Genomic DNA, 18,793 nt, shown 5'->3' with positions numbered 1-18,793 from the left:
AGGGTTTGTGTGCGCACGAAACCCCCCCCCCCCCCCCCCCCCCCCCCCCCCCCCCCCCCCCCTTCCTCCCCCCCCCCCCCCCCCCCCCCCCCCCCCCGCCCCCCCCCCCCCCCCCCCCGCCCCCGGGCTGCAGGGGCGCGGCGGTCACCGCGCGGCGCACTCGGTCAGGAGCGCGGCGAGACCTTCACGATGGCCTCGATCTCCACGAGCTGCTCGGGGAACGCCAGGTCCGAGACGCCGACGATGGTGTCGGTCGTGCGGTGCTTGCCGACGTACTCCTTGTGCAGCCGGGCCGCCGTGTCGAAGTTCTGGCGCAGGTCCTTGGTGTAGATCTTCATGCTGATGATCTGGCTGCGCGGCACCTTGTAGTGCTTGAGGACCTTGTCCATGTTCTCGAACGACGTGCGGACCTGCTTCTCGAAGTCGCCGACGCCCACCAGGTTCCCGGCGGCGTCGTGCGACAGCTGCCCCGAGATGTAGATCTCGTCCCCGGCCTTGATGGCCTGCGAGTAGCCGTAGGTCTCCTCCCAGGCCACCCCGAAGCCGAAGTGGTCCCAGCCGCGGCGCGCCGTGTCCTGCGCACTCGCCGCCTGAGGTCCCACGAAGGTGATCATCGCGGCCGCGGTCGCGGCCACCACGGTGGCGATGCCGAACTTGCGCCTTGACTTGGTCATTCCTGTCGTCCTTTCGTCCCCAGTGGAGCCTCGCGTCACCGAAGCTGCCAGGGCGCGGAGGAGAAATCCTCGAACGGCAGTCGAACCGGACACCGAACAGACGCGAACCGGACACCGAACCGCTGGGCAATCCGGGCGTCCGCCCCGGCGCGTAACCCCCACCCGCCACCGGCAACAGCAGTACGGTCCTCCCGCGGCTTCCGCCACCACCTCACCACACCACGTCAGGGGATGTGCGTTGCGTCGACTCACCGTTGCCCTCACGCTGCTGGCCACCCTCGCCGCGGGCGCGCACACGGGCGCGCGCGCCCTGCCCGCCGAGCGCGACACGGGCGGGAGCGGCAGCCGCGGCACGAACGTCCTCGTCGTCGGCGTCGACAGCCGCGCCGGTCTCTCCGCCGCCGAGAAGCGCCGCCTGCACGTCGGCGGCGAGGGCTGCAACTGCACCGACGTGATGATGCTCGTCCACCTCTCCGCGGACGGGCGCCGCGCCGGCGTCGTCTCCATCCCCCGCGACTCCTACGTCCAGTACCCGCTCCCCGGACCGCCCCGCTTCGGGAAGATCAACGCGGCGTACAAGATCGGCGGCGGCCCGCTGACCGTGCGCACCGTCGAACAGGTCACCGGCCTCCACATCGACCACTACCTGGAGACCGGGTTCACCGGCTTCGAGCAGACCGTCGACAACCTCGGCGGCGCGACCGTCTGCACCGACGAACCCCTCCACGACGAGGGCTCCGGCCTCGACATCACCGCCGGCGTCCACCGCACCGACGGCAACCAGACCCTGCGCTACGTCCGGGCCCGGCACGTCAGCACCCGGCCCGGCGACCTCGGCAGGGTCCGCCGCCAGCAGCGCACCGTCGGCAACCTGCTGGCCCGCCTCACCGCCGGAGGAGCCCTCTCCGGCCCCGTCAGCACGGCCCGCACCGTCCGCACCCTCCTGAAGACCGTACGCACCGACGCCGCGACGGACCTGCACGACCTCGTCCGCATCGGCTGGGCCCTCGGCCGGCTCCGCGCCGACCGCACCGAGTTCGCCACCGTCCCCATCCGCCTCTTCGACCACCGAGTCCCCGGGGTCGGCTCCACCCTGGTCTGGCACGAGGCCCGCTCCGCCGCCCTCTGGGACGCCCTCGCGGACGACCGCCCCATCACCGGCGACCCCCGCATCCAGCCCGTCCCCGAAACCCCCGTCGAGACCAACCCGGCCGGCATCAGGCTCCGCGTGGACGACCCCGCCGTCGCCGAGGCCCTCACCCGCGGCGGCTTCAAGGCGACCCCCAGGCCCGCACCCCCCGTACGCCCCGAGGGCCCGCCCGTCATCACGTACGCCCCCGCCATGCGGGCGGACGCGGCCACCCTCGCGGCCGCCCTCCCCGGCGCCCGCCTGAACCCGGCCCCGGACCACGACAGCACCTTCGACGTCACCGTCGGCACCACCCCGGTCCGGGTCAAGACGGTGACCTGGGACCGCAACAAGGCCGATGGCGCCCCCGTCACCGCGAACACCCTCCGCTGCCCGACCCCCTGACGGGACGCCGTACCGCCCCCGGCCCGCGCCTTCGCCGCCCCGGCCTGCGACCGGACCGTCAGCCACACCCGCCGGTGAACACCAGCGAGGCGTTGTGTCCGCCGAAGCCGAAGGAGTTGGTCAGCGCCGCGCCGAGCGGGCCCCGCCGGGGCCGTCCGGCGACGACGTCGAGCTCCACCCGCGGATCGAGCTCGTCGAGGTTCAGGGTGGCCGGCACGACCTGATCGCGCAGGGCGAGGACCGCGGCGACGGCGCCCATGGCACCCGCCGCGCCGAAGAGGTGCCCGGTCATCGACTTGGTCGCGGTGACGGCCGGGTGGGTGCCGACGGCCTCGGCTATCGACTCGGCCTCGGTGAGGTCGCCCGTGGGGGTGGAGGTCGCGTGGGCGTGCACGTGCCGGACGTCGAGCGGGCCGAGTCCGGCCGAGGCCAGGGCGAGGCGCATCGCGCGCACCTGCCCGTCCCGGTGGGCGGCGGTGATGTGGTGCGCGTCGGAGGTGACGCCCGCGCCGGCCAGTACCGCGTGCACGCGGGCGGCGCGCGCGGCGGCGAAGCCGGCCCGCTCCAGGACCACCAGGGCGGCCCCCTCCCCGATGACGAAGCCGTCCCGGCCGGTGTCGAACGGCCTGGACGCCTCGCGCGGGGCGTCGTTGCGCGTGGAGTGCGCCTTGGCCTGGGCGAACCCGGCCAGCGGCAGCGGGTGGATGCACGCCTCGGCCCCGCCCGCGACGACAACGTCCGCACGCCCCAGGCGGATCAGGTCCAGGCCCGTCGCGATGGCCTCGGCCCCGGAGGCGCAGGCGCTGACCGGGGTGTGGGCGCCGCCCCGGGCGCCGAGTTCGATGCTGACCCAGGCCGCCGGTCCGTTCGCCATCAGCATCGGCACGGTGTGGGGCGAGACCTTGCGGACCCCGGACGCCTCCAGGACGTCGTCCTGCCCGAGCATGCTCAGCGCGCCGCCCGTGCCCGTACCGATCACCACGGCCAGCCGCTCCGGCTCGACCTCCGGCCGCCCCGCGTCGGCCCACGCCTCCCGGGCCGCGATCAGCGCCACCTGCTCGCACCGGTCCAGCCGCCGGGCCTGCACCCGGTCCATGACCTCGGCCGGATCGACCCGCAGCCGGCCCGCGATCCGCACGGGCAGTCCGGCCGCCCACTCCTCCTCGATCGCGCTGATCCCGGACTCCCCTGCCAGCAGCCCGGCCCAGGTCGAGGGAACGTTCCCGCCGAGGGGCGTCGTGGCACCCAGTCCCGTCACCACCACGTCCGTCATACCAGTGGTCATCGCACAGCCCCCTTTGTTTGATCGGCACACCTCCGCCCACAGGTCCGGGGTCGGAGATGATCAAGACATTTGCCAATCTGCCAGGGAATTCACGAACCATCAGGTGTCGCGATCGACGGAGTCCGCGAGCTGGATTTTGTGAGTGTCCTACCAACAGTCGTACGGAAAAGGCCCCCTGGGCAGCCGCATGGGCCGCCCAGGGGGCCGGGGGCGGGGGCGGGGGTGCAGGATCCGCGTCAGGCCGCCGGGAGGCGGGGCGGGGAGGCCGCCGTCGCCCCGGCCGTCCGGCGGACCGTGTCCGTGCCGGAGTGCCGGGCGGCCGCAGTGACCCCGTCCATCAGGATGCCGACGAGGTCGCGGGTGTAGGTGTCGGCGACCGCGCCCCGGCGCACCAGGATCCGCATCCACAGGGCGCCGGCCATGGCGTCCACCAGCGGCGCCGGATCGGCGTCGGGCGGCAGGTCGCCCCGGGCCACCGCGCGCTCGAAGAGGGGCTGGTGGCGGCCGAAGCGGTCGTCGAGGAAGGAGACCACCAGGTCCCGCATCGCCTGGTGGCGCACCGCACCGACCAGCGCGGCCTCGACGATCGTCCGCCGGTGCTCGTCGTCCAGCAGGTGCTGGATCTGCTCGGCGAGCGCGGTCAGGTCTCCGCGCAGGCTGCCGGTGTCGGCCGGATCGAACCGGAGGACGTGCGAGTGCAGCAGCGCGTCGCGCAGCAGCTCCGACTTGGACGACCACCAGCGGTAGATGGTCGTCTTGTTGACCCCGGAGCGCTGGGCCACACCCTCGATGGTCAGGGAGTCGAAGCCCAGGCTGCCCAGCATGTCGAGCGTGGCCGTGAAGATCTCGGCCTTGCGCCGCGGCCCGCCGCTCGCTCCGTCCTGCCTCTGCGTCACCGCTGGCACCTTCCGTGTGAGTGGACGGTCAGCTTACTGCAACGCAACGTGGTGTTGCATTTGCGGGCTCCCGTTCCTACTATGCAACGCAACGTTGCGTTGGGATCCGGGCAGCTTCCGCCCGCGGGCACCGACGCCGCACCTGCCAGGGGGAGAGCATGAGCGCACCACGGCCGACGGTCCCGGTCACGGGACTCGGTCCCGCCCCGGGCCGTCCGGGCATCTGGACCGCCGGAACGGCCGGGGGCATTCCCCTGGTCCTCGTCCACGGGATCCGGCTCTCCGCCCGGATGTGGGACCCCCACACCCGCCGGCTGGCCCCCCGTTTCCGGATCACGGCCCCCGACCTGCCCGGACACGGAACCCAGCGCGACCGCCCCTTCAGCCTGGAGGAGGCGGTCGCGCGGGTCGGCCTCGCCGTGGAGGAAGCCGCCCTGGCCACCGGCCGCCGCCCCCTGGTGGCCGGCGCCTCCCTGGGCGGGTACGTCGCCCTCGCCTACGGCGCGGCACACCCCGCCACCGCCGCCGCCGTCCTCGTCCAGGGGGCGACGGCCCGGCCCGACCGGTTCACCGGCCGGATCTACCGCGGCGCCGCCCGCGCCATCGGGGCACTCGGCCCGGCCCGCGCCGCCCGCCTCGGCGAACGGGCGCTCCGGCGCCGGCTGCCCGCCGAGAGCCACCGGGCCGTCATGGGCGGCGGACTCGCCATGCACGCCTTCGCCGAAGTCGTCGAGGACCTCACCCGGCGCGACTTCCTCGACGTCGCCGGCCGCTGCCGGCTGCCCGTCCTGTTCGTCAACGGCCTCGGCGACCCCCTCTTCCGCGCCCAGGAGAAGGAGTTCGTCGCAGCCGTCCGCGCCGGCGGCGGATACGCCCGGCTGTTCCACGTCCGCGGCGCGCACGCCATGTCCATCAGCGACCCCGCCGCCTTCACCAGGATCCTGGAGCGCGGCCACGGACTCCTCTCCGGCGCACGTCCCGAGGCCTTCGCCCCGCCCCTGGCGCACGGTCACGCCCCCGGGATCCCGTAGACGCCCGCCCGCCCGGCCGCCGCGGCACCCGCGGCGGCCCGGCCGGGGAGGGCCGGGTCCGGGGCCGCCCGCAGGAGCAGCAGCTCGTGGTAGAGCGGGGCGGTCGCCGCGACCAGCAGCGCGCGGGCGTCGGCCGGGCCCGGCAGTTCACCCCGCCCGGCGGCGCGGGTGACGACCACCGCGCAGCGCGCGTAGCGGTCCTCCCAGAAGCGGGCCAGGGCGCCCGCCGCCTCGGCCGAGCGGAAGCCCGCGGCGATCAGGGCCGTGGTCAGGCTGGGCCCGCCGCCCGCCAGGGCCTCGTAGACCTCCTGGTTGAGCGCGGTGAGGTCGCCCTCCAGCGATCCGGTGTCGGGCGGGCTCCACGTGTCGTCGGCCGCGGCGTCGAGTACGTCGGCCAGCAGGCCGCCGACGTCGCGCCAGCGCCGGTAGACGGTGGTGCGGTGTACGCCCGCCCGCTCGGCGACCGTGTCGACCGTCAGCCCGTCGTACCCGCCCGCCATCAGCAGCTCGCCCACCGCCGCCAGCACCTGGGCCCGGACCCGGGCGCTCCTGCCGCCCGTCCGACGCCGCGGTGTGGCCGGATCCAAATGATCGTCACGGCCGGATCTTTCCCTTGCGTGCTCAGCAGCATCCATGGAACGCTCTTAAAGCAACATCCGTCGCTATAAGGAGTCTCCGATGATCCTCACCCGCCCCTCCCGCCACCACGTCGCCCTCCCGCCCGCCCCCGAACCCCTGGAGCCGCCCCATGACCGCACAGCTCACCGCGACTGACCTCCGCAAGTCCTACGCCGGCCGCACCGTCCTCGACTCCGTCGACTGCTCCGTCACCGACGGAACCCGCCTCGGCATCGTCGGAGAAAACGGATCGGGCAAGTCGACCCTCCTCCGGCTGCTCGCCGGAGCCGAACGCCCCGACAGCGGCACGGTCACCGTCCGCGCCGACGGCGGCATCGGCTACCTCGCCCAGGAGGAGCGCCTCCCCGCCCGCCTCACCGTGCAGCAGGTCGTCGACCGCTCCCTCGCCGGACTCCGCGCCATGGAGGACCGCATGCGCCGCCTGGAGGCACGCATGGCCGACGGCGACACCGCGGACGGGACCCTCACCGCCTACGCCGACCTCCTCACCGCCTTCGAACTGCGCGGCGGCTACGACGCCGACGCCCGCACCGAACGCGCCCTGCACGGCCTCGGACTCCTCGGACTGCCCCGCGACCGCACCGTCGGCGACCTCTCCGGCGGCGAACAGGTCCGCCTGCGCCTGGCCGCCCTGCTGGCCTCCGCCCCCGAGGTCCTCCTCCTCGACGAACCCACGAACCACCTCGACCACACGGCCCTGACCTGGCTGGAGGACCACCTCCGCGCCCGCCGCGGCATCACCGTCGCCGTCTCCCACGACCGGCAGTTCCTCGAACGCGTCACCACCGCCCTCCTGGAGGTCGACGGCGACCTGCGCCGCACGGTCCGCTACGGCAACGGCTACGCCGGCTACCTCGCCGGTCGCGCCGCCGAACACCAGCGCCGGTCCCAGGCCCACGCCGCGTGGCGCGAGGAGACGGACCGGCTGCGGGAGTCCGCCGCCGTCACCGCCCGCAAGGTGGCCCCCGGCCGGGCCATGAAGGACGGCAACAAGATGGCCTACGACCGCGCGGCCGGCCGGGTCCAGCAGTCCCTGGCCGGCCGGGTCCGCAACGCCGAGGAACGCCTCGCCCGCCTGCTGGCCCGCCCGGTCCCCGCACCGGCCGACCCGCTCCGGTTCACCGCCGTGCCGCGCACCACCGCCACCGCCACCCCGGGCGGCCCGGCCCTCACGGCGCACGAAGTGTCACTGACGGGCCGTCTGGCACCGGTGGACCTCACCCTGCCGCCCGGCGGCCGGCTCCTGGTCACCGGCCCGAACGGCGCCGGCAAGAGCACCCTGCTCGGCGTCCTCGCCGGCACCGTCACCCCCGACCGGGGCCGCGTCGTCCGCCGCGCCCGGACCGGACTGCTGACCCAGCGGACCCACCCGGGACCGGCCCACCGCCCGCTCCTCGCGGCCTTCGCCGCGGGCCGCCGCGGCACGCCCGAGGAACACACCGAACAACTGCTGTCGCTCGGCCTGTTCACGCCCGGGCAGCTCACCACCCCGGTCGGCGCCCTCTCCGCGGGCCAGCGTCAGCGGCTGGCCCTGGCCCGGCTGGTCACCGAACCGGCCGACGTCCTGCTCCTGGACGAGCCGACCAACCACCTCTCACCCGCCCTGGCCGACGAACTCGACGAGGCCCTCGCCGCCTTCCCGGGCGCCGTGGTCGTCGTCAGCCACGACCGCCGCCTGTGCGCCCGCTGGCAGGGCGACCGCCTCTCCCTCCACACCCCCGCCCCGGCCGCGGCCTGAACCTCCCCACCCCCGAAAGGCCCCCCTTGACCCGCCTGATCCACACCTACACCCTCCCCACCCCGGCCGCCGGCCCCTACGCCCTCACCGCCGGCCCCGACGGCAACATCTGGTGCACCCTGGTCCACGCCGGCCGCATCGCCCGCCTCACCCCCGACGGCCGGACCGACGAGTTCCCCCTCGACTCCCCCGACTGCGGCCCGACCCTGATCACCGCCGGCCCCGACGGAGCCCTGTGGTTCACCCGCAACCGCGACCACCGCATCGGCCGCATCACCCCCGACGGCGAAGCCCGCTCCTACCCCGTCCCCGGCTCCGACCCGGGCCCGTACGGCATCACCGCCGGCCCGGACGGCGCCATCTGGTTCACCACCCTGCACACCGCGACCGTCACCCGCATCACCCCGGCCGGCGAACTCACCGAACACGAGCTCCCCGACGGCTCCTTCCCGTCCTTCGTCACCACCACCGCCGACGGCGCCCTGTGGTGCACCCTCAACCAGGGCAACGCCCTCGCCCGGATCACCGCCACCGGCGAGACCACCCTCCACCCGCTGCCCACGGCCGGCGCCGCCCCCGTCGGCCTCGCCGCGGCCCCGGACGGAACCCTCTGGTTCGCCGCGATCGGCACCGGCCACATCGGCCGCCTGACCACAGAAGGACTCACCGAACGCCCCCTGCCGGACCCTCAGTGCCGCCCGCACGCCGTGGCGGTGGCCCCGGACGGCTCCTGCTGGTACACGGCATGGGCCACGGGCCGCATCGGCCGCGTCACCCCGGCCGGCACCGTCACGGAGTTCCCCCTCCCCACCCCCGCCTGCGAACCCCACGGCCTCGCCTTCGCCCCCGACGGCACCCTGTACGTCGCACAGGAGAGCGGCGAGGTCACCCGCTGGGACGTCACCCCCTGACCCCGACGCGCCGGGCCAGCAGGTCGGCTTCGAGGAAGCCCCGCTCGGAGGCCGGGTCGTGCACCAGCCGGGCGAACGTGACGAGCCCGGCCCCGGCCAGCAACCCGGCGAACCGGTCCACCGGCCAGCTGTAGGCGGGCGCCACCTTGTGGTCGAAGCGGACCGGCTCCGGTCCCTCGGTCGCGAGGAACGAAACCAGCAGCAAGCCCCCCGGCGCCAGGACCCGCACCTGCTCGGCGAGCAGCGCGGGCAGTTCCCCGGGCGGGGTGTGGATCATCGAGTAATGGGCCAGCACACCCCCGAGCACACCGTCCTCCACCGGCAGGGACTCCATCCGCGCCTCGTCGAACCGCAGCGCCGGATGTGCCCGCCGGGCGTGGTCCACCATGGCCGGCGAGAGATCGATCCCGAAGGCGTCCAGCCCCAGCTCGTGCAGCATGGCCGTCAGATGCCCGGGCCCGCACCCGACATCGGCCACCCGCGGGTTCCCCGCCCCCCGCACCAGCTCGGCGAAGGTACCCACCATGGCCCGCGCGAACGGCCGCGTCTCCAGCCGATCGGCGAACATCGACGCGTACAGCTCGACGACCCCGTCATAGGCCGCCCTGGTCCTGTCCTGGTGTCCCCCCACCACCGACAACCTACATCCCCCTGAACCCGCCGTGTCAGCACGGCGTCAGGGCCTGCGGCGCACCCTGGTCGTCGTGACCGCGGTCACGAGGGAGAGGTGCCCGGAGCGGCTGACCGGGGTCCGGCCGCTGGCCGTTCGGGTTCCACTGGGATCCACGCAGGTTCGAATCCTGCCCTCTGCGCTGTATGCGGCGTCGACCGACGTCCACCGCTCGGCGCGTCCCATGGCGTTCCCCCTCCAGGAGCCCTCGACCTTCCTCCTTGACCTCAAGCCGACTTGAGTTCCTATGATCACCTCACCAGTGATCAACAGGAGGAAACCATGACGAACCTGCCCCTGACCGACGAGCAGCTGGCCGCTCAGCCCGCCGCGTACTGGACGGGTGTGGCGTACGAGGCCCTGATCGCCTTCACCCGAGCCCGCCAGGCCGAGCACGGTTTCACCCAGCCCCAGTTCTGGCTGCTGCGCAACCTGTCGGACAACGACCTCTCCCCCGACGGCCAGGGCCGCACGGCAGCGGAGCTCCACGAGGCGATGAGCAGCTACATCAGGCCCGAGGACGACCTGGAATCGGAGTCGAAGGCGCTGCTGGAGCGCGGCTGGCTCACTGAGGACGACGAGGGCCGCCTGTGGATCACCGAGGAGGGGGAGACGGCCCGCGTCGACCTCGGCAAGCTCTCGCCGGCGATACGTGACGCCATCCACCAGGGAGTCGACGACGCCGACTACGTCACGGCCCTGAAGGTCCTCCGGCAGATGATGCGGAACGTCCAGGGCACCCCTCCGCAGTAGCGGCCCCGCCCGCCGGGCCGCCGGGCGTCCGCCGCGACGCGAGGCTGCCGTGAGGCGGATCGCCGCGGAGCACGCCGGCCCCGGAGGCAGCCACTGCACCCGTAGTCCCTGCGTGACGTCATGGGTGTGCAGGAGGCCTCGGCGACGCCCATCGCTGCGAACCCCGCCGCTGGCGGTGACCACCTGGAGCACCTCGCGTGGCGACGCGCCCGTCCGGCAGGCAGTTGCCGGTGGGGCGGGCCGCCACCTGTCCGCCGTAGGCAGGCAGGTGATGCGCGACGTGGGCGGCCGTCGTTCAACAGCTCCACTCCAGCGAACCCGCTGGCACTGCCCAGTCCTCCGTGTCGTGCGGGCCGAGCACCCGCATCATCTCGGCCACGGCTTTGTCGACGTCTCGGTGGTCGGGTGGAACGACTGGGAGACGAGCTCGTGACACCTCCACGCCGCTCGCTGACCGCAGTAGTGGCCCTCGCTCTCGCACCCTTCCTGGCGGCCGGCCGCAGCGGCGAGAGCGCGGCATCATCGGGCGCTCCGTCGGCATCGACGACAGGAAACCCGACAAGCGCGCGGTCACCTGCGGGGGAGACGGAGGAAGCCCGAGGCAGCCGTGCCAAGTGCCTGCTGGAGAAGGTCCCGCCCGATGACCCGGAGTTCGTGGAATCCGGCCCGGAGAGGGTTCCGGACGGCGTGCACGCTCGCTCTTCGCTCACGAAGGGCAAGACGTTCAAGGTCTCCGTAGCCTGTGCCGGCACAGGATCCGTCGAGATGGCAATCGGCGAAAAGGGGCCGCAGCCCGTTCCGTGCGACGGAGTACCGGCGAGCCGGCAGGTTCAGAATTCTCCGGCAGAGTCGCCGATCGACATCACTGCTGCCTCCGGAGCCACAGCAATGGTTGCCTGGCAGATCACCGGTGTTTCCTCTTGACGGCGCTGATTCCATGCCTGGTTCCTGCTCGCCGTCAGAGAGGGTGGGCAGGAACCACTTCCCATGACCTCGGCCACCCGCGGCGACCTCCCCGTACTGCGAGGGACCGGGGTCGAGGCGAGGCACGCGGAGGCTGGGCCTGGCGCTGGCCCAACGCCCTCGCCGAGCCCTAAATGGCAGGCTGCTGAACGGGATCCCGGGATTCAGGGTGATCTGCGTCATCGGCGGGGGCGGCGGCGCGCAGCGCCGCGTCGACCCGGCGGTTGCCGGTCATGGTCGCGGTGACGGCGGTCATGGTGAGGAGGAGGCCGGCGGCGGCGTAGAGCGGGGTGCGCACGTCGTAGGTGGTGGCCAGCCAGCCGCCGAGGAAGGCGCCGAACGGGGCGGCGCACATGGCGAGCATGCGGGAGGTCGAGGCGACCCGGCCCATCAGGTGGGCCGGGACGATCGCCTGCCGCAGGGAGGGCCCGAGGACCATCGTGGCGCCCATGCCGGCCCCGCAGACCGCGAGCGCGAGTCCGGCCACGTACGCGTTCGGGGCGGCGGCAAGCCCCAGGATGGCCAGCCCCTCGACTGCGGCCGTGCAGGTCAGCGCGGTGCCGGTGCCGAGTCGGCGGCCGAGGAAGGAGGCGATGCCCGCGCCGAGCAGACCGCCGGTGGCCTCCGCCGTGAGGAGCAGGCCGAAGCCGAAGGTGTCGACGCCGAGACGGTCGTGCGCGAAGAGGGCCAGTACGGTCTCCACGGCGACGAAGGCGATGTTCCCGACCGCCGGACGCAGCGCGAGTCCGAGCAGCAGCCGGTCCCGGAAGACGTACGAGGCGCCGGCCCGCGCCTGCCGCAGCAGCGACTCACGGGCCTGCGGAACGGGCCGGGGCGCGGCGGGCAGCGACCGTACGAGCAGGGCGGAGAGCGCGAACGAGACCGCGTCGGCGAGCAGCGGAACCGCCCGCCCGAGCGCCAGCAGGGCACTGCCCGCGGGCGGCCCGGCGAAGCCGGACGCGGCGGTCTGGGTGCCGCGCAGGCGGGAGTTGGCGCGCTCCAGGAGCGCGGGGTCGCGGCCGAGCAGGTCCGGCAGATAGGCCGTGGCGGCCGTGTCGAAGAAGAGCCCGCCGAGGCCGAGGAGGAAGGCGACGGCCGCGAGCAGTGGAATGCTCAGCACGTCGAGCGCGGCCGCTGCCGCCGGTATCGCGAGCAGCACCGCACGCGCCGCGTCCGTGACCCACATCGTGCGCCGGCGGTCCCAGCGGTCCACCAGCGCACCGCCGAGCACCCCGAAGAGCAGCCACGGCAGCGTTCCGGCGGCCGTGACGACGGCGAGCGCCATCGGATCCCGCGTCAACGCCAACGCGAGCAGCGGCAGCGCGGCGTGCGACACCCCGTCACCGAGCGAGGACACCGTCTGTGCGGTCCACAGCCGTCCGAACCCGGTCGGCAGCTTCCGGACGTCCGAGGTCACTTGGCCTCCCCTTCGGCCTGCCCGCGCGACGCCGGGTGGAACAGCGCGAAGACGAGCGACGCGTCCGGCAGCGACGGGTCGGACAGCGCGCGGTACTCGTCCGCCAGCGCCTCCAGCCGCGCCCCCAGCTCCGCGAACTGCTCGTCGGTGAGCCGCAGGTGCGCCATCCGCACGTGCCGCTCTCCGTCCGCCGGCGCTGCCTCCAGGTCCGCCACCGCATGCCGCATCAGAACATCCGGCCCTCCCTCGCCCGGATCCGGCAGCACGATCGCCCGCGCGGCCATCGCGTAGTACCGCTCGGTGACCCCCCGGACCTTCCGCGTGCGTACCACCTTCACCAGGCCGGCCCGCTCCAGCAGCCGTACGTGGTAGCTGGAACTCCCCTTCGCGAGGCCCACTCGCTCGGCGATCTGCGTGATCGTCGCGGGCTCGAAGCGGAGCACGGCCATGATCCGGTGGCGCGTGAGATTGGAAACGGCGCGTAGCTGTTCGTCAGTGGTGACGTGGAACGTCTCGGGAAGATCATCGGTAGGCATGCCCCCAATGGTCAACATTTCTTGACCATTGCGCAAGGGGTTTTGTTCGCGCGTTCGGAATCGTGTCGGCGGCTTCCGGCCCCGCACCGAAATCCTGCAAGCCGCCCGTGACCTGGCCAGGGCCGAGAGCTGGGAGGCGGTGAGCATGCGCCGCCTGGCCGACTCGCCGGCAGCATGCGGTCCAGCGGTACGTCGGTCCCGAGACCGTCACAGGAGGAGCCGAGGTCGGCGCGGTGATCGCGGACGCCCTGGGGATCACGGGCCCCTACGACGACCGCATCGCCCGCATCTGGGCCACCGCGCACGGCCTCGCCGCTCTGCTCGCCATCCGCGAACTCCCCGTCGGCCGCGCCCACCTGCACCGGCTGCTGGCGGCAAGCGTCGACGACCTGCTCCGCACCCCGCAGCAAACAGATGGAGACGCCCGATGACCACAGCCCTCGCCGTCCCCGTCCGGTGGACGGCCGACGACATCCCCGACCAGACCGGCCGCACGGTCGTGGTGACCGGCGCCAACAGCGGCCTGGGCTACGTCATGGCCACCCTCCGCAGCTTCGCGATCAAACAGCTGCGAGCCGCAGGCCACACGAACATCGCGGCCGGACTCCGCGAGATGTCCTACGACGGCTTCCACGGTCCGCTGGACCTCCTCGGACTCAACTGAACTGCGCAGATACACGCTCAGTCAGACTTTGAAATCGCCCTGTCCAGATCCATGCCACCTGCCACCCTGATACGGCCTGGGGCGCGGTCGCCCTGCTCCACTCTGCTGCCGTCTGTTCCTGCAGGCTCGCCGTGGCATCCATGGACGCTCGTGTTCTGCTGGAGACTGCTTGACTGCGGAACGGGATTGCCTTCCATACTTATCCGTATGGACAAGACGATGCTGATTGATGAGCAGAAGAAACAGGATATCGAGGCGATCAGGGAAGTGGTCGCCAAGGTGCAGCATTCTCAGCAGCATGAACTCCCCGATGAATTTCTGAGCCTATTCCGTGAGGATGCGATTTACACTGCACCGCATGGAAAGATTCTGACCGGGATAGCGGAGATTGCGGAGTTTACCCGCCGAGTTCTGCCCGGGGCCATGGAGAACGCCACGGTCACCTATGAGCTGATCGACGTGCTGTTCATCCGCTCAGATGTGGCGGCGGTGAAGGTGAAGGGGCAGCATTACACGCTGGAAGGAAAGCCTGACGGAAACCCCAACTCACCGCTCTACGTGATGTCCAAAGAAGACGGAAAGTGGTTGCTGACTGCATGTCAGGGTACTTTTCAGCTGTATCCGGAATTCGATATTCCGACCCGCATTCCTCCGGCGCCGGAAAACACCGAAGTCGGCTGAACGGATTGATTCTCCTGTAACGAGCTCGTGCATCACCTCGTACCATTCGGGCGGGTTCTTCTTGAACTTGCGGGCGCGGTCGCGGTGTGTCCCTGCGCTGTGCGTCGGTGACGGTGCATACGGAAACGGGGACGCGGAACGCTATGACGTGTTCGTTGGCGGGGTGGCTGGCGAAGCCGTAGCGGGGTGGGTTTATGCAGGTCATGACTGAGGGGTTGGCTGTGGGCTTTACTCTGGGTCGTGCTAGCCGGGCGCGGGTGTCCGCAGCTGTGATGTGGGCTTGCATCGCGTAGGCGGCGACTTCTTGCAGTACCTTCTGCTGTTGGGCCGGGGAGAGGTCGGAGAACCAAGCGGCTCCGACGTCCAACGTGCGGATTTCTTGGGCGATCTCGTTGACGATCTGTTCGGTCTCGCGTCGGAAGGCGTGGCTGTCCTCGCTGCTGGGTTTGGTCATCTCTTGACGATTTGCCGACACGGTGGCCCGCCCTCCTGGTACGGGCGGGCGGGTCAACACCTGCTCAGTTCGATTCCTCCACAGACCAGACGCCGCCCGGTCTCGGGCTCGGGCACAACTTCTGTGGACCCACGGCAACGTTCTCCGGCTTCCCAGATAAGGATTCGTCCGCAAGGAACGGGTGTCTCTACCCTGAGTCGCAGCGTGAGTGCGCGCATTCCCGCAGGTTGCGGTGCCGTGGCAGAGCGGCCCATTGCGATCGCCGGGGGCGAGGTCCCTCCCACGGCGACTGACGGAGACGGCGGACCTGCTCCCATCTGTCCGCGGGTTCAAATCCCGTCGGCACTGCCGCATCGCGCCAGGTCCACAGAAGTTGTGCCAGAGCCCGTTCTCGTGAACAAAGCCAACCGGCCGCCCATTGGCACGCGGGGGTCGCCTGGGAACATCTGCCGCAGGAACTCGGCTTCGGGTCGGGCATGACCTGCTGGCGCCGCCTGGCCGAGTGGACCGAGGCTGGAGTCTGGCCCCGGCTGCACGAGGTCCTTCTGGCCAAGCTTCGCGGGGCGAACGTCCTGGACTTCTCCCGGGCGGCTGTCGACGGCTCCCACTTACGGGCATTGAAAGGGAGATCCAAGACGGTCCGAAGCCCCGTTGACCGGGGCAGGACGGGCAGCAAGCATCACCTGAGCACCGACGCGACCGGTATCCCGCTCGCCGCGACCTTGACCGGCGGCAACCGCAACGACGTCACCCAGCCGATTCCGCTGCTTCAGGCGGTGCCGCCGCTGCGGGGCAAGCACGGCCGGCCCCGGCATCGCCCGGACGTGGTGCTGGGCGACCGCGGCTACGACCATGACAAGTACCGCCGCCTCGTCTGGGATCTCGGGGTGAAGCAGTTGATCGCCAGTCGAGGCACCGAGCACGGCTCCGGACTCGGCACCCAAGGCTGGGTAGTGGAGCGAGCATCCGCCCACCACCACTGGTTCCGCCGCCTGCGGATCCGATGGGAGATGCGCGACGACATCCACGAAGCCTTCCTCACCCTCGGATGCGCACTGATCTGCTGGCGATGCCTGATCTCCCGACAGGAATCTCAATCCAGGCACGGCCCGCATTGACAGCCCAGTGGCCGACCTCAGGTTGGCTTGCGCCACACGGAGATGTGCTTCGCGGAGTCCTGGGTGAACGGAGCCTCGTCCCAGTCCGCGACGCGACGTTCCAGCTCGAGCCCAGCGATCCGTGCCATCAGGTCGAGCTCTGCCGGCCAGGCGTACCGGTGCCGGGAGTTGTCGCGGCGGTAGCGGCCGTCGTCGCCGTCGCGGGTGAGGTGGTGCGAGACGAGAATCTGCTCGACCAGGTCGAAGGTATCGAAGCCGAGGTGCTGCTCGGAGACATCGAACGGCACCGCGACCTGGCCGGGCGGCAGGAACCGCAGCGGCGGCACCCCCAGCTCGATGACGAATCGGCCGCCGGGCTCCAGATGCCGTGCGGCGTTGCGGAAGCACTCGACCTGCTCGTCCTGAGTGAGCAGGTTCGTGATGGTGTTGTAGACGAGATAGACCAGGGTGAACTCACCGGGAACGACGGTGGTGGCCATGTCCCCGATGACTACCGGGAGCGTGTCCTCGTCGATCTTGCGCCGCAGCACCGCTGCCATGTGCTCGGACAGTTCGATGCCCACTACCGGCACGCCGCGTTCCCGGAGCGGGACTCCCACCCGTCCGGTTCCGATGGCGAACTCCAGTGCCCGGCCGTCTCCGGCGAGCTCGGCGAGGAAGGCGAGAGTCGGTCCGAGAACGGCTGCCGAGGACGCATCGGCCTCCTCGGCGTCGTAGCGTTCGGCGGTCGGGCGGGTCCACAGTTCACTGCTCGTCACGGACGGCCACTTTGCCGGGTGCCGAGGGGCGCTGTCGACGCATTTACGTTCTCCGCGGCGCAGCGTGCACCACCCCCAACTCGTCGTCACCTTCCCACGGCGTCGGCCGAACCTCCCCGTACCTCCGGATCATCAGTTCCGGAGTGAGCCCAACCACTTGGACGGCGTCGAGGGTGGCTTTGGTGATGCGTTCGGTGCCGTCACCGATGGCGGTGATAGCGGCTTGACGGATGAGTCGGGTGAGGGGTCCGATGCGCCCGGCGGTGCGTTGGTGGAGGTAGGGGGCGTGGCGGGGGAGGGTGCCAGGCCGGTGGTGGGTGAGGTCGAGGGCGTTTTCGATGTCGGTGATGACGTCGCGGAATGGTTGGCGGGTGCCGTGGCGGGTGGGGAGGGGGCCGCAGGTGACCAGGGTGGCGCGTCCGGCGTGTAGGTGTGGCAGACGGCTTCGGTGATCTGGGTCTGGGTCATGCGCGCGGTGATGGGGATGGCGAGGTAGCGGGCGAACTCGGTGATGAGGGTCTTCGCGGTGGCGCCGGGCGCGGGGCCGGATGTGTCCCAGAGGAAACGTGATGGTGGTGGACCCACCATTGACGATGTCGGGCTGGTAGGGATTTGAGACGGCCATGGGCATCGCTCCCAGGAAGCTCGTCAGTGGGGGGTTGATGCTGATTCCGGCGGCGAAGGCGTTGTCGAGGATTGACCTGCGCCGAGCCGATCCGAACGGAGTGGGGCGGGTTGGCAGACCGGTGGAGGACTCGTTGTCCGCGAAGGCTTTCCGCGGCCGACAACGACTCGGCTACCGATCTTGTAGCCGCGGAAACGCAACCCAAAACAGTTGGCGAGATCCTCGACAGCATCCGCAGAATCGCCGACAACACGGACCCTCGCTCCGAGCAGCAGTACCGGGAAGAGGTCAAGCAGTACATCGCCCGGTGCGCGCAGCGGCTTATGCCCGCAGTCCGACAGACAGCAGGTGACCAGTTGGCGCCTCTTGAGTTTCGCCTGTTCAACCGGACCGACCTGAACCTCAAGGACGTCGAAGTCCAGCTGTACATCCCGGGCGAGGTCGAGGCAGCCCACCCGCGGGGTGGCGAGGCGGGCGCTAGCCGAACGCTGGCCTCGCATCTGCGTTTCTCTGCTTCAAGCCAAGCCCTTTGTGAGTTGCCGCTGCTGCTGACAGGCTGCAACGGCGTACCCTTGACCACGGTCAGATCCAGCTTCACAGCCTGTTTGGTCCGATGAGCCCGCATGCTGAGGTTGTCCATGTCCTCCGGTGCTGCTCGCTCGGTTCGTCCGTCATAACGCACGAACACGGTCGCGGCGGGGACAGCTTCGTAGCCCTTTCGCAGGACGTGGATGGGGTCTCCCCACTGTGGCGCTTCAACGTCGACAAGAAGAACCCTCACCTGTCCCTGACCAAGATCTACGGGCACGAAGCTTGGCTGCCACAAGGGTCCGGACCCTCGACCAAGGTAGGCCTCCAACCCGCGGTACAGCTCTACCGAGTCGATCTCTTCAACGCCGGGTACGTTGCTGGGTTCCACACCCACCAGCAGGTAACCATGTCCTCCGGCGTAACGCTGCGCCTGGTCCGGCATGCGATTGGAGAAGCCAAGGACTGCCTTGGAGATGGTGAAGAAGGCATGCCGCTGGGAGAGGTCCAAAGTGGACTTCCACTCCAGCCAGCCGACCTCGTCAGATGGGCCGGCGTGGTAGACGGCCCCGATCAGGTCCTGCTTCTGATCCAGGCGTATTGCTGCCTTGGAGTGGTCGTAACCGAGCGCCGTTTCGACTTCCTTCCTGGCAGTTGGACCAGAATGCCCGCGCGAAGAAGAGCAAACCGCTGGAATGGAGGGTACGGATCAACCTATGCCGAGGAGGCGAGGAGCAGGGCTTGGCTCTGAGACCTCACCAGAGAGCCCTCAGACACCACCGAGCTGTCCATCATCACCAGTTCCCCTGGCAGCGTCGCGACCGTCGGAGTGAACACCGGCTCCGGTCGAGATGCCCGCCGCCGATGGCCGGCGGCTGTCAGCGCGAGCTGTTCCTGTTCGGCGACGGAGCGCACTAG

General features: G+C 71.2%; 18 protein-coding genes, 2 tRNA genes and 3 pseudogenes. 12 read left to right on the top strand and 11 right to left on the bottom strand.

Annotated elements, in window-relative coordinates; all coding sequences use genetic code 11:
* Positions 1 to 164 precede the first annotated feature (164 nt).
* The gene (locus tag ACZ7IF_RS35985) at positions 165 to 674 is read right to left on the bottom strand and encodes a RidA family protein (protein WP_470980631.1); all 510 of its coding nucleotides are present in this window, start codon (positions 672 to 674) and stop codon (positions 165 to 167) included.
* Between the two features lie 238 nt (positions 675 to 912).
* Between ACZ7IF_RS35985 and ACZ7IF_RS35980 the strand changes: the two genes are divergently transcribed.
* Positions 913 to 2,208, top strand: a complete 1,296-nt coding sequence (locus tag ACZ7IF_RS35980) for an LCP family protein (protein WP_470980628.1) — start codon at positions 913 to 915, stop codon at positions 2,206 to 2,208.
* 58 nt (positions 2,209 to 2,266) lie between these two features.
* Here the strand turns inward: ACZ7IF_RS35980 and ACZ7IF_RS35975 are convergent, their stop codons facing one another.
* The gene (locus ACZ7IF_RS35975) at positions 2,267 to 3,493 is read right to left on the bottom strand and encodes a beta-ketoacyl-[acyl-carrier-protein] synthase family protein (protein ID WP_470980625.1); all 1,227 of its coding nucleotides are present in this window, start codon (positions 3,491 to 3,493) and stop codon (positions 2,267 to 2,269) included.
* Between the two features lie 236 nt (positions 3,494 to 3,729).
* Positions 3,730 to 4,389 (bottom strand): TetR/AcrR family transcriptional regulator, encoded by a 660-nt coding sequence (locus ACZ7IF_RS35970; protein WP_470980621.1) that lies wholly within the window; start codon positions 4,387 to 4,389, stop codon positions 3,730 to 3,732.
* 158 nt (positions 4,390 to 4,547) lie between these two features.
* On the opposite strand from ACZ7IF_RS35970, the gene ACZ7IF_RS35965 reads away from it, so the two are divergent.
* The gene (locus tag ACZ7IF_RS35965) at positions 4,548 to 5,420 is read left to right on the top strand and encodes an alpha/beta fold hydrolase (protein ID WP_470980618.1); all 873 of its coding nucleotides are present in this window, start codon (positions 4,548 to 4,550) and stop codon (positions 5,418 to 5,420) included.
* Here ACZ7IF_RS35965 and ACZ7IF_RS35960 read toward each other — a convergent pair.
* The gene (locus ACZ7IF_RS35960) at positions 5,399 to 6,055 is read right to left on the bottom strand and encodes a TetR/AcrR family transcriptional regulator (RefSeq protein ID WP_470980615.1); all 657 of its coding nucleotides are present in this window, start codon (positions 6,053 to 6,055) and stop codon (positions 5,399 to 5,401) included. The genes ACZ7IF_RS35965 and ACZ7IF_RS35960 overlap by 22 nt on opposite strands.
* A gap of 113 nt (positions 6,056 to 6,168) precedes the next feature.
* On the opposite strand from ACZ7IF_RS35960, the gene abc-f reads away from it, so the two are divergent.
* Together abc-f and ACZ7IF_RS35950 are read left to right on the top strand one after the other, a co-directional pair.
* Positions 6,169 to 7,797, top strand: coding sequence for a ribosomal protection-like ABC-F family protein (gene abc-f, locus ACZ7IF_RS35955; RefSeq protein WP_470980612.1), 1,629 nt, complete (start codon positions 6,169 to 6,171; stop codon positions 7,795 to 7,797).
* Between the two features lie 26 nt (positions 7,798 to 7,823).
* Positions 7,824 to 8,708 carry a Vgb family protein gene (locus tag ACZ7IF_RS35950; RefSeq protein WP_470980610.1) on the top strand — a complete coding sequence of 295 codons (885 nt, stop codon included), beginning with the start codon at positions 7,824 to 7,826 and terminating at the stop codon, positions 8,706 to 8,708.
* On the opposite strand, the gene ACZ7IF_RS35945 is transcribed toward ACZ7IF_RS35950, so the two are convergent.
* Complete coding sequence (locus tag ACZ7IF_RS35945) at positions 8,698 to 9,339, bottom strand: class I SAM-dependent methyltransferase (RefSeq protein WP_470980607.1); 642 nt, start codon at positions 9,337 to 9,339, stop codon at positions 8,698 to 8,700. The two genes, ACZ7IF_RS35950 and ACZ7IF_RS35945, sit on opposite strands and share 11 nt — an antisense overlap.
* A gap of 90 nt (positions 9,340 to 9,429) precedes the next feature.
* On the opposite strand from ACZ7IF_RS35945, the gene ACZ7IF_RS35940 reads away from it, so the two are divergent.
* Both ACZ7IF_RS35940 and ACZ7IF_RS35935 read left to right on the top strand, forming a co-directional pair.
* A tRNA-Ser gene (locus ACZ7IF_RS35940) sits at positions 9,430 to 9,520 on the top strand.
* A 140-nt stretch (positions 9,521 to 9,660) separates the two neighbouring features.
* On the top strand, positions 9,661 to 10,131 hold the full coding sequence (locus tag ACZ7IF_RS35935; protein WP_470980604.1) for a MarR family transcriptional regulator: 471 nt from the start codon (positions 9,661 to 9,663) through the stop codon (positions 10,129 to 10,131).
* Between the two features lie 1,093 nt (positions 10,132 to 11,224).
* Here ACZ7IF_RS35935 and ACZ7IF_RS35930 read toward each other — a convergent pair.
* A complete protein-coding gene (locus ACZ7IF_RS35930) occupies positions 11,225 to 12,511 on the bottom strand; it encodes an MFS transporter (RefSeq protein WP_470980601.1) in 1,287 nt (428 codons plus the stop codon).
* The gene (locus ACZ7IF_RS35925) at positions 12,508 to 13,047 is read right to left on the bottom strand and encodes an ArsR/SmtB family transcription factor (protein ID WP_470980598.1); all 540 of its coding nucleotides are present in this window, start codon (positions 13,045 to 13,047) and stop codon (positions 12,508 to 12,510) included. The genes ACZ7IF_RS35930 and ACZ7IF_RS35925 overlap by 4 nt, the downstream gene beginning before the upstream one ends.
* Before the next feature lie 233 nt (positions 13,048 to 13,280).
* On the opposite strand from ACZ7IF_RS35925, the gene ACZ7IF_RS35920 reads away from it, so the two are divergent.
* From ACZ7IF_RS35920 to ACZ7IF_RS35910, 3 genes are all read left to right on the top strand, one after another.
* On the top strand, positions 13,281 to 13,478 hold the full coding sequence (locus ACZ7IF_RS35920) for a hypothetical protein (protein WP_470980595.1): 198 nt from the start codon (positions 13,281 to 13,283) through the stop codon (positions 13,476 to 13,478).
* Entirely contained in the window at positions 13,475 to 13,711 is a 237-nt protein-coding gene (locus ACZ7IF_RS35915; protein WP_470980663.1) for a hypothetical protein, read from the top strand. The genes ACZ7IF_RS35920 and ACZ7IF_RS35915 overlap by 4 nt, the downstream gene beginning before the upstream one ends.
* A gap of 207 nt (positions 13,712 to 13,918) precedes the next feature.
* Positions 13,919 to 14,392, top strand: coding sequence for an SgcJ/EcaC family oxidoreductase (locus ACZ7IF_RS35910; RefSeq protein WP_470980592.1), 474 nt, complete (start codon positions 13,919 to 13,921; stop codon positions 14,390 to 14,392).
* A gap of 85 nt (positions 14,393 to 14,477) precedes the next feature.
* Here the strand turns inward: ACZ7IF_RS35910 and ACZ7IF_RS35905 are convergent.
* A pseudogene (locus tag ACZ7IF_RS35905) lies at positions 14,478 to 14,846 on the bottom strand (DUF5958 family protein); the annotation flags it as partial.
* A 231-nt stretch (positions 14,847 to 15,077) separates the two neighbouring features.
* Between ACZ7IF_RS35905 and ACZ7IF_RS35900 the strand changes: the two are divergent.
* Positions 15,078 to 15,194, top strand: a tRNA-Gly gene (locus ACZ7IF_RS35900).
* A gap of 80 nt (positions 15,195 to 15,274) precedes the next feature.
* Positions 15,275 to 15,964, top strand: a pseudogene (locus ACZ7IF_RS35895) (IS5 family transposase); the annotation flags it as partial.
* A 17-nt stretch (positions 15,965 to 15,981) separates the two neighbouring features.
* On the opposite strand, the gene ACZ7IF_RS35890 reads toward ACZ7IF_RS35895, so the two are convergent.
* Together ACZ7IF_RS35890 and ACZ7IF_RS35885 are read right to left on the bottom strand one after the other, a co-directional pair.
* Entirely contained in the window at positions 15,982 to 16,722 is a 741-nt protein-coding gene (locus tag ACZ7IF_RS35890) for a class I SAM-dependent DNA methyltransferase (protein ID WP_470980589.1), read from the bottom strand.
* A 43-nt stretch (positions 16,723 to 16,765) separates the two neighbouring features.
* Positions 16,766 to 17,259: pseudogene (locus ACZ7IF_RS35885) on the bottom strand (hypothetical protein); the annotation flags it as partial.
* 159 nt (positions 17,260 to 17,418) lie between these two features.
* Between ACZ7IF_RS35885 and ACZ7IF_RS35880 the strand changes: the two are divergent.
* The gene (locus ACZ7IF_RS35880; protein ID WP_470980586.1) at positions 17,419 to 17,964 is read left to right on the top strand and encodes a hypothetical protein; all 546 of its coding nucleotides are present in this window, start codon (positions 17,419 to 17,421) and stop codon (positions 17,962 to 17,964) included.
* A gap of 625 nt (positions 17,965 to 18,589) precedes the next feature.
* On the opposite strand, the gene ACZ7IF_RS35875 is transcribed toward ACZ7IF_RS35880, so the two are convergent.
* Positions 18,590 to 18,793 (bottom strand): hypothetical protein (locus tag ACZ7IF_RS35875; RefSeq protein ID WP_470980583.1); only part of this gene is annotated, 204 nt, incomplete at its 5' end.

Source organism: Streptomyces sp. NPDC037421 (assembly GCF_055602105.1).
Note: the sequence above shows the minus strand (reverse complement) of the source record. Positions and strands in the feature narration are given on the sequence as shown.

Bases quoted from the DNA above. Each gene is read 5' to 3' on its own strand.
- ACZ7IF_RS35965 (WP_470980618.1), top strand. From the start codon at position 4,548: ATGAGCGCACCACGGCCGACGGTCCCGGTCACGGGACTCGGTCCCGCC.
- ACZ7IF_RS35985 (WP_470980631.1), bottom strand. From the start codon at position 674: ATGACCAAGTCAAGGCGCAAGTTCGGCATCGCCACCGTGGTGGCCGCG.
- abc-f (WP_470980612.1), top strand. From the start codon at position 6,169: ATGACCGCACAGCTCACCGCGACTGACCTCCGCAAGTCCTACGCCGGC.
- ACZ7IF_RS35910 (WP_470980592.1), top strand. From the start codon at position 13,919: ATGGACAAGACGATGCTGATTGATGAGCAGAAGAAACAGGATATCGAG.
- ACZ7IF_RS35960 (WP_470980615.1), bottom strand. From the start codon at position 6,055: ATGGATGCTGCTGAGCACGCAAGGGAAAGATCCGGCCGTGACGATCAT.
- ACZ7IF_RS35925 (WP_470980598.1), bottom strand. From the start codon at position 13,047: ATGCCTACCGATGATCTTCCCGAGACGTTCCACGTCACCACTGACGAA.
- ACZ7IF_RS35975 (WP_470980625.1), bottom strand. From the start codon at position 3,493: ATGACCACTGGTATGACGGACGTGGTGGTGACGGGACTGGGTGCCACG.
- ACZ7IF_RS35915 (WP_470980663.1), top strand. From the start codon at position 13,475: ATGACCACAGCCCTCGCCGTCCCCGTCCGGTGGACGGCCGACGACATC.
- ACZ7IF_RS35935 (WP_470980604.1), top strand. From the start codon at position 9,661: ATGACGAACCTGCCCCTGACCGACGAGCAGCTGGCCGCTCAGCCCGCC.